Source organism: Sphingobium sp. B2D3A (assembly GCF_025961795.1).
GTDB lineage: Bacteria > Pseudomonadota > Alphaproteobacteria > Sphingomonadales > Sphingomonadaceae > Sphingobium.
Genome location: NZ_JAOQOI010000001.1, coordinates 558,086 through 571,157, shown reverse-complemented (window position 1 = coordinate 571,157; position 13,072 = coordinate 558,086). Strand labels below are relative to the sequence as shown.

General features: G+C 63.2%; 11 protein-coding genes and 1 pseudogene. 5 read left to right on the top strand and 7 right to left on the bottom strand.

Going from position 1 to position 13,072, the window contains the following annotated elements:
- Positions 1–360: 360 nt before the first annotated feature.
- The 4 genes from M2337_RS02570 to M2337_RS02555 all read right to left on the bottom strand — a co-directional run bounded on the left by M2337_RS02570 (position 361) and on the right by M2337_RS02555 (position 4,557).
- The gene (locus M2337_RS02570) at positions 361–1,449 is read right to left on the bottom strand and encodes a hypothetical protein (protein ID WP_264571571.1); all 1,089 of its coding nucleotides are present in this window, start codon (positions 1,447–1,449) and stop codon (positions 361–363) included.
- Between the two features lie 178 nt (positions 1,450–1,627).
- Positions 1,628–2,107: a hypothetical protein gene (locus M2337_RS02565; RefSeq protein WP_264588583.1), complete on the bottom strand. Its 480-nt coding sequence runs from the start codon at positions 2,105–2,107 to the stop codon at positions 1,628–1,630.
- Position 2,108: 1 nt separating this feature from the next.
- Positions 2,109–2,594: a hypothetical protein gene (locus M2337_RS02560; protein WP_264571569.1), complete on the bottom strand. Its 486-nt coding sequence runs from the start codon at positions 2,592–2,594 to the stop codon at positions 2,109–2,111.
- A gap of 1,252 nt (positions 2,595–3,846) precedes the next feature.
- Positions 3,847–4,557 (bottom strand): hypothetical protein, encoded by a 711-nt coding sequence (locus M2337_RS02555; RefSeq protein WP_264571568.1) that lies wholly within the window; start codon positions 4,555–4,557, stop codon positions 3,847–3,849.
- Between the two features lie 405 nt (positions 4,558–4,962).
- On the opposite strand from M2337_RS02555, the gene M2337_RS02550 reads away from it, so the two are divergent.
- Positions 4,963–5,487, top strand: a complete 525-nt coding sequence (locus M2337_RS02550) for a hypothetical protein (RefSeq protein ID WP_264571567.1) — start codon at positions 4,963–4,965, stop codon at positions 5,485–5,487.
- Between the two features lie 116 nt (positions 5,488–5,603).
- Here M2337_RS02550 and M2337_RS02545 read toward each other — a convergent pair whose 3' ends face one another.
- Positions 5,604–7,196, bottom strand: coding sequence for a recombinase family protein (locus M2337_RS02545; protein WP_264571566.1), 1,593 nt, complete (start codon positions 7,194–7,196; stop codon positions 5,604–5,606).
- Between the two features lie 25 nt (positions 7,197–7,221).
- Between M2337_RS02545 and M2337_RS02540 the strand changes: the two are divergent.
- Positions 7,222–8,172: pseudogene (locus M2337_RS02540) on the top strand (YifB family Mg chelatase-like AAA ATPase); the annotation flags it as partial.
- Positions 8,173–8,181: 9 nt separating this feature from the next.
- On the opposite strand, the gene M2337_RS02535 reads toward M2337_RS02540, so the two are convergent.
- Together M2337_RS02535 and M2337_RS02530 are read right to left on the bottom strand one after the other, a co-directional pair.
- Positions 8,182–9,471 carry a dipeptidase gene (locus tag M2337_RS02535; RefSeq protein WP_264571565.1) on the bottom strand — a complete coding sequence of 430 codons (1,290 nt, stop codon included), beginning with the start codon at positions 9,469–9,471 and terminating at the stop codon, positions 8,182–8,184.
- A gap of 119 nt (positions 9,472–9,590) precedes the next feature.
- Positions 9,591–10,430 carry a diacylglycerol/lipid kinase family protein gene (locus tag M2337_RS02530; protein WP_264571564.1) on the bottom strand — a complete coding sequence of 280 codons (840 nt, stop codon included), beginning with the start codon at positions 10,428–10,430 and terminating at the stop codon, positions 9,591–9,593.
- Positions 10,431–10,621: 191 nt separating this feature from the next.
- Between M2337_RS02530 and M2337_RS02525 the strand changes: the two genes are divergently transcribed.
- Genes M2337_RS02525 through zapE form a run of 3 tightly spaced genes read left to right on the top strand, consistent with a single transcriptional unit; the run spans position 10,622 to position 13,028 of the window.
- Complete coding sequence (locus M2337_RS02525; RefSeq protein ID WP_264571563.1) at positions 10,622–11,407, top strand: succinate dehydrogenase iron-sulfur subunit; 786 nt, start codon at positions 10,622–10,624, stop codon at positions 11,405–11,407.
- Positions 11,408–11,448: 41 nt separating this feature from the next.
- A complete protein-coding gene (locus tag M2337_RS02520) occupies positions 11,449–11,913 on the top strand; it encodes a GFA family protein (protein ID WP_181560956.1) in 465 nt (154 codons plus the stop codon).
- A complete protein-coding gene (zapE, locus tag M2337_RS02515; RefSeq protein WP_264571562.1) occupies positions 11,910–13,028 on the top strand; it encodes a cell division protein ZapE in 1,119 nt (372 codons plus the stop codon). The genes M2337_RS02520 and zapE overlap by 4 nt, the downstream gene beginning before the upstream one ends.
- Positions 13,029–13,072: the final 44 nt, after the last annotated feature.

Here is a 13,072-nt window from a genome sequence, read left to right as displayed (position 1 = left end):
TCCTAGACCCTCTGGCCTGCAAGCCTCGTCAGCGCTTGCCGGGCCATGATCCTATGGGCGGCATCCCGAACAATCGCCCGGCGCTCCTGAGCCAATCTCCATTGCTCTTTCAGGCAAGGGCGGCACCTTGCTTCGCGACCGTCGGGCCGGCGTGGATTGGATGGGAAGGCTATGAGCGGGAGCGCCGCTTGGCACCCGAGGCACCATTTCTGTCCGGGAGGGACGGGAGGAGTATTTAGTCTGGCAATGGTATTATCCTCCAAGGCGTCTGTCAGAATGCCGGGTGTTGCCAAAGGCAACAGGCGGGGGGGTGAGCCGTTAACAGCCCGTCCTTTGCATGCCGATGCAGCAGTTGGTTTTCTATTGCGAGGCAGTCAGACGTAGCCAGCAGTTTGTCATCAAAGATTTGCAATCGCCGCCCTCGTGTATGAGTTCGAAGCTCTCGCGGCGGTCGCCCACCAGCGCCGCGCTGTACTGATAGCGCCCGAGCACGACCTCAAGCTGGTTGCCCACGACGGCGATCTCCCCAGGGGGCATGCCCATCGTGGTAGCGAAGACCCTTCGGGCATGAGACTTGCGCCCGTCACAGCGCAGCAGCTCCATGTTCTGAGGAAGCCAGCCGAAACCCAAGAAAACCAGTGTCTCTGCCTTGGCGATACAGTCCTTAACGGCTTCTCCTGTCGCTTCTTCCAACGACTCTGAGAATGTCCGAATACCTGCAACGCTTCTCGCTACTGCGGGCTCGTCTAGGGCGCCAAACGGTACATGACTTTCGCCTTCTTTCCACGGGTCACCCATTAACCCATATGGGTGTACAATCCGGGCGGAAGCTACGACCGCAATGGCGCGACTGCGATCAATCGCGAACCTGCGCGCCAATGAAGTTGCGAGAAACTCCTCTAGGCACCTGTCGTAGTTAAAAACGATAAAAGATGCGTTTTTAAATACGTCATCAAGAGTATCGCGGGTGTGCCCCTCAAACAGAATTTGTCCCAGCTGAGCGTGCCAAGTCTCGGCCAGCGAAACAACGTCAGGATTCAACGAATCGACATGGCGGCCCTCAGCCAAATCAGGGTTGGCAATTGCGGATGACGCTTCCGCCCTCAGGATGACCGCGGCTATCGCCAATTTCGCTAAGAATTCGATGTCTGGCTCGCCGCGCAAACTATCCAAAAATCCGTCGATGCTGCGGGCGAAAGGCAAGCCGTTCCGTATTTTCGCCGCAGCTTTTCGGTAAGCGTCTTGCCGTACCGGCCATTGAGTAGGCCCTGCCTGTGCCATCGACACATTACCAGTTATCGATGAAATCGCGCGGTCGGCGAAACCGGTTCGCCGCTCTTCGTATGAGAGCACCTCGATAATACGGTCCCTCAAATCGCTTCCGAGTGGGAAGCCGAAGTCTCTGCTGCCGCCGGCGCCGATAATAAAGCTGGTATTCTTGTTCAACATGCGACGAAATCAAGCATATGATTTGGGATAACGCAAAGGGAAGAGGAATTTGCAGGAGCAGCGACCGTCCACGTTTGGGAAGGGACTAATGGGAAACAATCCCCCACAGCAGCCCGCCCACTGCTTCAACGGATGTTGACGGGCGCCCGTCCGCCACTGTGAGGGTTTGCCTGATTTGTCACTTTTGCTTGGCGGCGACCTTTGCTTTCGACACGTCGACCCACGCAGACGATGCGGCTGAGGCGATCTGAAGGCCTGCACCAAGCGCGGTCGGCTTTTGCACATAGGACATTTGGGAAGTAGCCTCGGCCACGGCGGCGGCGTCCCTGCTCTCGCGGTTTGCAATCGACCGCTGATTGGCGAGGTCGGACTGCATGGCGCTGTCGATGAGGAGTTGGCCCACGGAACCAGAGTTGAGACCTAGCCCGGCTTCGCCAGCGGCGACCCGGATGCGGGCCTGCTCGCGGCGCGCGGCGCGCATTCGGTCGAACATTTCGGCCGATGCGGCGAGACGGTTCTCATCCTGAACTTGTTCAAGCTGCTGATTGATGGCGGCGGTTTGGGCCTTCGCGGTGTTGATCTGCCCAATAACTGTTGCGGCTGTTCCAACAACGCTTACGACGCCAGCGACAATGGCCGGCGCTAATGGTGCGCACATGTTATCCGCCCGACTCTGGGAGAAAGTAGAGCGAGAAGAACTCGCTCTCTCCATATGGCCCGATCTTATCGAGCAGCAGAGCAAACCCAAGACTCTTGAGAAGATCGATGCTCATGGCGTTGCAGTTTTGCGCCACTGCACAGAGGGTCTGATATGTCTCGCGCAGTTCGGCGATGAGTTGCCTGTAAGCTTCGGAAGGCACCGGGGGAGCTTCCCGATAGGCTGCGGTGTCCAACATCCATACGAGCCCACAACCCGGTACTGCGGATGGTGCGGCTCCGAGCATCGCGACGGGCTGGCCGCCGCTGAGGCTCGCCCAAGCGTGTGTCGACATACTCAGTGAGGCCGCCACGCATTCTTGGGGGGCTAAGCCGTGGGCGAAGGACATCGCATCAAGAGTTTCCGCGCTGAGTGAGCCCGTGATTTCATAGATTAAAGCGCAGGCTTTGACTGGATCGCAGGTCAAGAGGTCAACTAGCTCGCTCATTAACGAAGCCGCCCTTTCGCCGAGCGCGCCGCCCGGTTAATCGCGTGTTCCGCTATCTGGTCGATTTCCGACAGTGGAGGGCTATGCCGGCTGTTGCTAAAAGCCGCCTCGTAATGTGGGCGGGCTTCAGGCGGCAACTTTGCCGCTGCCATGGCGAATGGAAAACGCATGGGATTGCCTTTGGCTTGTGTGGAAGAAAGGGGCTGTCTGAGCCCAAAAGATGGCGTCGGTTGACCGGGGGATAGTTGAGCACCTGAAGATGCCGAAGGCGCCTCTACGCTCAGAGACCGGGCGTTTTTTGCCTTGTTTGAGCCCCTCCGGCCTCTGCGGGTCCGCTTCATCTTAGCCGGGCTCACGGTCTGTCCGCTCAATGCGCTGCCGAAGCGCCTTCAGGGCGTCCGGGTTGCCTGTGCAGGAAGCCGGGAGAGGCCGGAAAGAGTGCAGCGGGCAATTGGAGCTTGCGCAGCAAGCCACCTGCTCCCGCCAAGTTCCGGCGGCGAGAGGGTCATGAATGCAGTCCCGGCACTTGGCTGCGATAGCGGCGGCACGGGAATGGGTAGGGATCGACATAACAGGTTCGGACCTGCGCCTAGTGAAGGGGCGAGGTCCGCTTTCATTCTAGAGAAGATGGAGCGGCGAGCGGCCTTTGCGGCCTGCTCGGCACGGTGGCGGGATGCTTCGGTGGAGAGGCGGAAGGCCCGGCGGCGTTCGGCATCGCAGGACCGGCAGACGTGCTTGAGACGGTCGCCCGCGCGGCGGTCGGTTGCGAACTCCCCGCAGGGCTTCGCAGTGCGGCAGTGAAAACAGAACTTGAAGCCATCCGCGACGGGGACCGGCGGGGCTTTGGGTTTGGGGCCGGGTTTGGCCATGAGCTCCTCCAAGAGCGCTGAGGGGCACCGGGGGACAGCCGAAGCTGCCCCTCGGGCCTTGTGTATGAAGGCGGCTAGCCTTCGCGGGCTAAGCCGCAGCCGTCGCGCCAGTTCCGTTCCAGCTTGGGCGTGGCGGTTTGGGATTGCTGAGGCGTGGCTTCCGGGGTGACCTCCTCTTGCTCAGGGGCAAGCGGGGGATAGCCTTGGGGCGTGTAGGTGGCCCCGTAGGATTCCACGGTGATACCGTTGGCCAGGACAACGCTGCTCGTGACTACTCCGCTGGTGCCCTCGTAAGGGTCCGGGGAGGGGCCGGAAGATTGCCGGAAGAAGCTCTCTCGCCCCGAATAAATTCGCCCGACACCGGGGCGATAGATGACCACGGATTAGACCGCAGAGCGTCCGAGATTTGCGCGGCTCGATGCGAGGCTTTCGATACGCTCGTCGATCAGCTTGGCTTCGGCTCGCCGGGTCGCCTCCTGAGCAATATATGCCTCGGTGAGACGGGCCTTGCGGCGCTCAAGCTCAACCTGACGGGCCTTGCCAATGCGGCGCTGTGCCTCATCTCCGCCGCTGAGGCTGTCGATTTTCGACAGGGCAAGCTGGAGCGCATTGTCCAAGTCGTTGTAGGTCTTGCTGCCCTTCGGATGCTTCAGGGTTGCCGCGCCGGTCTGAAGATCGCGCTCGGCCACAACGGCGAGCTCTTCCGTAATCCTCTGCGTCTCTCGCTGAAGCTGCCGGACCTCTGCCGCCAAGCTGGACTGCTCCTCAAAGACAGCATTGTAGCCAGCGGCGGGACCACGACGAATGCGGGCAGCGCGGGCAAGTTCAAGGTGACGGCGCTGCACGAGCTCGGCTTCCTTTTCGTCCCGGATGGACTCGGGAAGCTGATTAACTTGAGTCATGATGGGGTCACGGTCTTCCGGTGGGAGAGCATCCACCTTCGTGGGCAGAGCGCGGAAACGAGACAGGAAGAAGGGGTCTCCGATCACAGTGCCGGAGCTCGGGATGCTCATGAAGTCCTCAGAGTCGATTTGAGACAGGATGTCCTCATCGCTGGGGAGAAAATTGGAGGGATCGGAGTTAGGGTCTGTCATTCAATTGACCTTATGCGGGTTGTTGAAATGAGGCGGGGCGCCCCGGCTGTCTCGGCACTGGTGCCGGGATGGGGTTGCGTCTGTCCGGCTCCCGCCCCGCAACCCGGAGCAAAGACAGACGCGCAGCACTGAACAGCCGCCAAGTGAGGAAAGCGGCTGGCCGATGCTGTGAAGATTTGGGAGGTGGACTTGAGGGGGCCGGGGGAGTCCTGAGGATACTCTAGAGGTATCTCTGGTTGTGAACCGGGAAGGGTTCTTAGTCCGAGAGTGCGGCCTAATTGTGAGGCACTGTGAGGCGCGGCAGATTGAGGTAGGTTTTCCCCCGAGCCCGCAGGCGCTTCGGAGGGGTGGACCTAATAATGCCGGGATGTATCATCTGGCACATAACGAAACGGAAGGATGTCCATGACCGGCGAAGCGAACAAACAGGATGCGCTGAAGCTCCCAGTGTCACGCCTAGAGCCGCGAAAAGTCGGTGGCGGTAGGCCAGCTAATGGCCTGCTGTGGCAGTTGCATGGCCCCGTCCCGTCTTCAATTGTCGTAGACTGGGATGGGGTCGCCTATGCGACATACCTTGACGGCACGCACGCAATGAACTCGTTTGCGATTCCACGAGGGCGCTTACTCGAAGGCTTGCTCATTTCCAGCGAGCACCTTGAATTTATCGTCGATGTCTCGTCCCGATATGACCCCGTCCGCTACACAGGGCCGGCAGGCGTGCTAATGCTTAAAGCCGGGAAGTTGCATCTGATGACTGTGGATTTCAGCGACGGTTTCAAGGATATCAAAGCAATCCCCCTTTGGGGCGATTATCCCTCCGCAGGTGAAGAAGGGGCCGCTGCCTTTAGCCGCTGGAAACTTGTCACACGAAATGGAGAGCAAGAGATCACTCTTTGGGAATTTTCTGGCCTTCAACCGGGCGCGGCGTGAGCGTCTATGCCGGATGGTGCTAGCTTCCTCCCGGCCCGTATCACTCTGGGGGTTCAGCAAAACTCTCTTGGCAGGCATAGGGAGGCGGCGGGCTCTCCACTCGCCGCCTCTGCCGCTCAATCGTTCCAAGCATACTGAAATCCGGTTTCCCCGCCCTGTCGCCAGAGGAACCGCAGGCCCCCTTGGCGGTAATCCACCACTACGCCCAAGAACAGCACCTTCAGGGCCGCATTGACCCTACCGGTGTCTGCCGGTTCCGCTTCCGGGCCATCGGGATGCACAAGGCTCCAGAGCTCCCCTAGGCGAGCGTGGACAAGGCCCTTGTCGGTCATCTGCCGCCTCTCATCGAGTTCAGCCAACTCCGCCCGCATTAGGCGCAGTTCCGCCTCAACGCGCGTAATCCTCTGCGCAAGGATTGATGAGGGGGAACGGTCGAAGGTGTATGTGAGGTCCTGCAAGAGGTCTTGCGTTGCGGACACGGCACCTTCCATGTGCCGAATGTCACGGTCGAGAGATGAATGTCCGTCGCCCGAAGGAGCACTGTCCAAGAGCACGCCCAAATGGGCTTTAATGGCCTCTTCCACCCGCTCAATTGACACAGACACGTATGAGCATCCGGCGCCCACCTTGGCCTTTGTGCAGACCAGCTTGGGCTTACCGCCCTTTGGACTGCTCCCCTTGTTAACTCGGGTCATGGCAGCGCCACAGGCAGGGCACCGTGCCAGACCAGCGAGCAAGTGCGCGACGGGGGCAGCGGAGTGGCGCCCCCGAACATGCCGAACTGTGCCATCCTTCATCGCACGGACGGCGAGCCAATCCGCTTCGGAGATTACCGCAGGGAAGGCATGAGGGACGGGGGATTCCATGCAGCGCCGTTTGATGCCGCCGGCAAACTCCAGATGTCCCGGAACAAGCGTCCCGATCACCGCAGGATTCCGCAGGAGCTTGCAGATTGTTGAGCGGTGCCACTGCTTACCGCGTCCAAAGACCGCCACCCCTTCGCCATTCAAGGTCTTGGCGATACTGTGTTCGCCCAACCCCGCCAGCGTCATTGCGAAGACCCGGCGGACCACTTTGGCCTTCGCAGGGTCTTCCTTCCACCAGTCCCCATCCAGCAACAGCCATGACGGCCCGCGCGCTGTCATCCGCTTTGTCTCCCCTGCGGCAATCTTCCGGCGCTTCTCAGCCCATGCAGCCGCGACCCGGCGCCCCTTCGTCTTGGACTCTTCATGAGCCCTCCAAGCCACCATCAGGGCTATCAGGAGCGACGTGGGGTCATTGTCCATCCGCTCGGCAGTGTATTCCTGATCATCGTTCAGCGTGACGATGGTGACGCCCGCGTCCACTATCTCGTTGAACAGGGTTTGCGCCTTCCGGGGAGGCATTCGGCTGATGCGGTCGAGGCTCTCCACCAGCAGGAAGGAATTGGGCTCGATAAGCCCCCGGCGGCAGGCTTCCAAGAATCGGGCAAGCCCCCCGTCCGCCGCGTTGGCACCACGGAACGCGGAAACGCCCTCGTCATGGATTGCTAGGCTGCTGTCCAGCACCAGCCCACGGCGCGCTGCCCAACGCTCTGCGGCGGCGGCTTGGCGGCGTGAGCTATCACCCTTGGCTTGCTCGGGCGTGGAAAAGCGCGAGTAGCTGTAAACGCGCCCGGCTGGTGGTTCCGTTAGGAGCGCGGCGAGGCGGCTCTGGGTGTCTGTGGTCATCGTTCGGTCTCCTGAAGAGCCCCGCCGGGGCCGTGTCACTGCAGGGGAACGTTCCCCCGTCGAGAGTGCGGCCCAACCGGGTCTTCAAGTTCCTTACGAGGTGATGGTCGGGCCGCCCGGAGCCGGCAAATCCCTGATGGCGAGTTGCCTGCCCGGCATATTGCCGCCGCTCACGCCGGCCGAAGCGCTGGAAGTCTCCATGGTAGCCTCCGTGGCTGGCACGCTGTCGGGCGGGCGGATCAGCCAGAACCGCCCCTATCGCGCGCCGCATCACAGTGCCTCCATGGCGGCGCTGGTCGGGGGCGGGCTGCGGGTGAAGCCGGGGGAAGTCAGCCTCGCGCATCTGGGCGTGCTGTTTCTGGACGAACTGCCCGAATTTCAGCGCGCGGTGCTGGATAGTTTGCGGCAGCCGCTGGAGACGGGCGAGGTCAGCGTGGCGCGCGCCAATGCGCATGTGACCTTCCCGGCGCGGGTCCAGCTGATTGCCGCGATGAACCCCTGCCGCTGCGGGCATCTCGCAGATCCCGCTTTGGCCTGCTCGCGGGCGCCACGCTGTGCGGGCGATTATCAGGCGAAGGTTTCGGGGCCGCTGCTGGACCGGATCGATCTGCATGTGGAGGTCGGCGCGGTTTCGGCGGCGGACCTGCTGCTGCCGCCGCCGGTCGAGGGATCGGCGGAGGTCGCCGCCCGCGTCGCGCAGGCCCGGGCCCGCCAGACCGCGCGCGCGGCATCAAGCGGGGGCGCGCGCACCAATGCGGAACTGACTGGCGATGCGCTGGATGCCCATGCCGCGCCGGACGCGCCGGGCCGCGATCTTCTGGCGCAGGCTGCCGCCGCGATGAAGCTCAGCGCGCGGGGCTATACCCGCGTGCTCAGGGTCGCCCGCACCATTGCCGATCTGGCGGGCGCGGAGACCGTGGGGCGGGTGCATGTCGCGGAAGCGCTGAGTTACAGGCGGCGCGCGCCAGTGAATTGAGGGGGTGGCTTAGCTCTTCGGCGCGGCGTCCATCGCCTCGCGCGTGCCGGTGGCGGGCGGCTCGTCCCTCAACGAGGCCGCGACCTTCTCGGCCTGTTCCATGACGCGCAGGATGTTGCCGCCGGCCAGCTTGGCGATATTGGCATCGCTCCAGCCGCGTTTCATCAGTTCCAGCAGCAGTGGCGGATAGCTTTCAACGCCGGTCATGCCGTCCGGCAGGGCTGGCAACCCATCATAATCGCCGCCCAGGCCGACATGATCATAGCCGGCGACCTTGGCGATATGATCGATATGGTCGGCGACCATCTGCACCGTCACGTGCGGCTCGGGATTGGCGGCGAGCCAAGCCTCCATGGCGGCCTTCGCCCGGTCCGGCTGGCCGATATAGAGGCCGTTGAGCGGCGGCTGGTTGTAGAGCGCGCGCTGGGCGCCCTGCTGCACGCCCCACACCCGGCGCGCCTCCGAAATATAATTGGGCGCGAAGGCGACCATGACGATGCCGCCGGTGCGCGCGACTTCCTTGAGCACCTTGTCCGAGACGTTGCGGGGATGATCGCACAGCGCCCGTGCGCTGGAATGGGAGAAGATGACCGGCGCGCGGCTGGCGGCGATCGCGTCCAGCATTGTATCCTCGTTCACATGGCTGAGATCGACCAGCATGTTCAGCCGGTTCATCTCGCGCACCACCGCTACGCCGAAGGGGGTGAGCCCGCCATGGGCCGGATCGTCGGTGGCGCTGTCCGCCCAGGCAATGGTGCGGCTGTGCGTCAGGGTGAGATAGCCCACGCCCAGCTCGGCATAAGCGCGCAGGACCGAGAAGCTCTCATCGATCTGGCCGCCGCCTTCCGCGCCGATCAGCGAGGCGATCCGCCCGGCCTTGTGCGCGGCCCGGACCTGCGCGGCGGTGCGCGCGAGCGTGAACTCGGCCGGGTAGCGGCGCACGATGGATTTCACGAGGTCGATCTGTTCCAGCGTCTTCTTGACCTGCTCCAGCGGCGGCAGCGTCGCGGGGACGTAGACGGACCAGAATTGTCCGCCGACCATGCCCTGCCGCAGCCGGGTGATGTCGGTATCGAAATCCTCTGTGTTCAGCCGGGTGAGGTCCACCGACCAGCGCGCATCGCCATCATGGCCGGCGATGGCGCCGGGCCAGTCATTATGCCCGTCGATCAGCGGCGTGGCGGCGAGCACCTTCTTGAGGCGCGGCAGATTGGGATCGGCGGGGTCGGCCGGTTCGGCCAGCGCGGTTGTCGCGGAGAAAGCCAGAGCGGCGGTGAGCAGGCGCGTGAGCATGGACATGGCTGCATTTCAGCATGTCCATGGGCTGGTGGGAAGGGGCCGGCGCGAGGCTTGAGGGGGAGAAATGTCGTACAAGCGGGCGGCGGCGCTGCGGCGCTGCGGCGCTGCGGCGCTGCGGCTCAGCGCCAGCCTGAGTCCCCCTGTGCGGCGAAGAAGCGCACGCCCGATTGGGCGCTGCGGAGGTTGAAGGGCGCTTTGGTGGTCGCCTTCTCGCCATCGACGAGCAGGTCCAGCGTCTTGCCGGCGCTTTCTATCTCCAAATGATCGGCGGCGCCGAGCGATTCGGATGGCCCATTGCGGAAATCGCCCGAGAGCCAGGCCCAGCCATGCGCGAACAGCTCGCCGGCATTGCGGGCAAGCACGCCATAGGCATGCAGGCCTTGCTTGGCCGGCTCGACGAAGATCGCGGGATAATCGCGCGGATCGCCGGCCAGCGAGACGGCCGGGGCCTCGAAGGTGGCGGTAATGGCTTCCGGCACCTTTTCAGCCAGCGCGGCGAGATCATGATTGCGCAGCGCCTCGCGCACATTGCCCCATGCGGCCGTGGGGCCGACGATGATGCCCGTATAGGCGGTGATCCCGTCTGCCTCGATCACCGGCACGGGCATCACGGTCCCCTTGTCCGCCAGATAGGCCTTGGCGATGGCGAGCGGATCCAGATTGCCGTGGAGCCGGTGGGCCAGCAGGTTCATCGTGCCGCCGGGCAGCGCGAGCAGTGTGCCCTCCCAGCCGGCGAGCGCCTGCGCGGTCGAGGCCAGCGAGCCATCCCCGCCGAGTATGATGACGAGGCCAATGCCGCGCTCACGGGCCTGCGCGGCGTTTGGCAGCGGGCCGTCGTCGATGGGCCGGGAGGTGCCGATGGGCCGTCCGGCCTGCGCGAACGCGGCCTGGATCGCGGACACCAGTGCAGGATCGCATGTGCCGCTGCGCTCATTGTAGATGAAGAGGGAGTCGCTCATTGTGACCGTCATGCTCGCCGGGAACGTCTGGCGGGGTGTTTGGATGCAGAGTGGCGGCGGTGACAAGCAATTTCGCGTGGCCTCCGCTCGGTGCTTGAGCCGCGCGGACACACGCGCTAGGACGCCGCATTGCTTTTATTGCGGCGCGGCATCAAGCGCCCGATCAGCCAGCAGGCGGCAGGAAACAAACGATGGCCGAATTCTCCCTCCCCGCAAACAGCGTCGTTCGCAAGAACGGGACCGTGCACAAGGCGCAGGACGGCGCCACGAACGTCAAGAAGTTCAAGGTCTATCGCTACGATCCGGATAGCGGCGAGAACCCCCGCTACGACACGTTCGAGATCGATCTCGATAAATGCGGGCCGATGGTGCTCGATGCGCTCATCAAGATGAAGGGCGAGCAGGATTCGTCGCTGACTTTCCGCCGCTCCTGCCGCGAGGGCATTTGCGGCTCCTGCTCGATGAACATCAACGGCAAGAACGGCCTCGCCTGCACGACCGCGATCGAGGACTGCAAGGGCGAGGTCCGCATCACGCCGCTGCCGCATATGGACGTGATCAAGGATCTGGTGCCGGACTTCACGCATTTCTATGCGCAATACAGCTCGATCAAGCCCTGGCTGCAGACCGTCACCCCGCCGCCGAGCGGCAAGGAGCGGCTGCAGAGCCCGGAGGATCGCGAGAAGCTGGATGGGCTCTACGAGTGCATCCTGTGCGCCTGCTGCTCCTCCAGCTGCCCGAGCTACTGGTGGAATTCCGATCGCTTCCTTGGCCCGGCGATCCTGCTCCAGGCCTATCGCTGGCTGGCCGACTCGCGCGACGAGATGACCGGCGAGCGGCTCGATGATCTGGAAGATCCCTTCCGCCTCTATCGCTGCCACACCATCATGAACTGCGCCAATGTGTGCCCCAAGGGCCTCTCGCCCGCCAAGGCCATTGCCGAGACGCGAAAGATGATGGTCGAACGCGCGATTTGACGTCACAGTCGACCGAGACAACGACAATTCGGAGATCGGCGATGGTGAAGGAAGGCGAAGTTCTGGATGGCGGCTGCTTGTGCGGAGAGCTCCGCTACAAGCTGACCGGGCCGACGCTGTGGGTGTCCCAATGCTGCTGCAAGGATTGCCAGAAGGCGACCGGCACCGGCCACACCACGATCATCGGCATTCATAACAGCCAGCTCGCCATCGAGGGCACGCCCAAGACCTATACCAACCATGGCGACACCGGCGGGGATGTGACGCGGCATTTCTGCGGAACATGCGGCGGACGGATTTTCACATCCGGCACGCTGCCGGGCGAGTTCATCATGGTGCAGGCCGGGTCTCTCGATGAGCCCGACCGCGTCTCGCCGCAAAGCGTCATCTACATGAAGGATGCCGTGGCCTGGGACTATTTCGACCCGGCGCTGCCCAAATATGAGATCATGCAGCCGCGCGTGCAGCACAGCGCTCCGGCGGAGGCCTCCCCGCGCGACGCATGAGTGGCCTGCTCTCCTGTTATGACGACCTTATCGCCGCTGGAGAGCTGAAACCCGATCCGGATCAGCGCGCTGCCGCGATCCGGCTCGACCGGCTGCAGCAGGAACTGGAAGCCGCGCCGAAGAAAGGCTCCGTGCTCTGGCGGATGCTTCGCAAGGCGCCGGAGCCGATCCGCGGCGTGTACCTATGGGGTGGCGTCGGGCGCGGCAAGTCCATGCTGATGGACCTGATGCGCGATTGCCTGGATGGCCCCGCCAAGCGCCGCATCCACTTCCACGAGTTCATGCTCGATGTGCATGCGCGGCTGCGGGCGGTGCGCGAGAGCGAGAGCGGCGACCCGATTGCGCCTGTCGCTGCGCAACTCGCGGCCGAGGCCAAGGTGCTGCTGTTCGATGAAATGGTGGTCAACAATATGGCGGATGCCGCCATCATGTCCCGCCTGTTCACCGCGCTGTTCGATGCCGGGGTGACGCTGGTCGCCACCTCCAACCGCGCGCCGGACGATCTCTACAAGGATGGGCTCAACCGCGAGCTGTTCTTGCCCTTTATCGATCTGCTCAAGGCGCGGCTCGACGTGGTGCCGCTCAACGGGCCAACCGATTATCGGCTGGATCGGCTGGGCGGCATGGACATCTGGCATGCCCCCAATGGCGATGAGACCACCGCCAAGCTGCGCGAAATCTTCTTCCGCCTGACGGATTATCCGCCCGAAGACAGCGCCAATGTGCCGAGCGAGGAATTGAGCGTCGGTGGCGGGCGCAGCCTGCAGGTGCCCAAGAGCCTCAAGGGCGTGGCGGTGTTTTCCTTCAAGCGCCTGTGCGGAGAAGCGCGCGGCGCGGCGGATTATCTTGCCATTGCGCGGCGCTTCCACAGCGTCATCATCGTCGGCATTCCGGTGCTCGGGCCGGAAAACCGCAACGAGGCCGCGCGTTTCGTTACGCTGATCGACGCCCTGTACGAGCATAAGGTCAAGCTGATCGCCGGTGCGGACGCCCTGCCGCAGCATCTCTATCCGCAGGGGGATGGCAAGTTCGAGTTCGAGCGGACGGTCTCCCGCCTGATGGAAATGCAGTCGCTGGAGTATCTCGCGCTCGGCCATGGCGCGCACGCCAGTTGACGTAAAATTAGGCTGCCGGTGCTAGCGGCTGGCGGAATGATGAT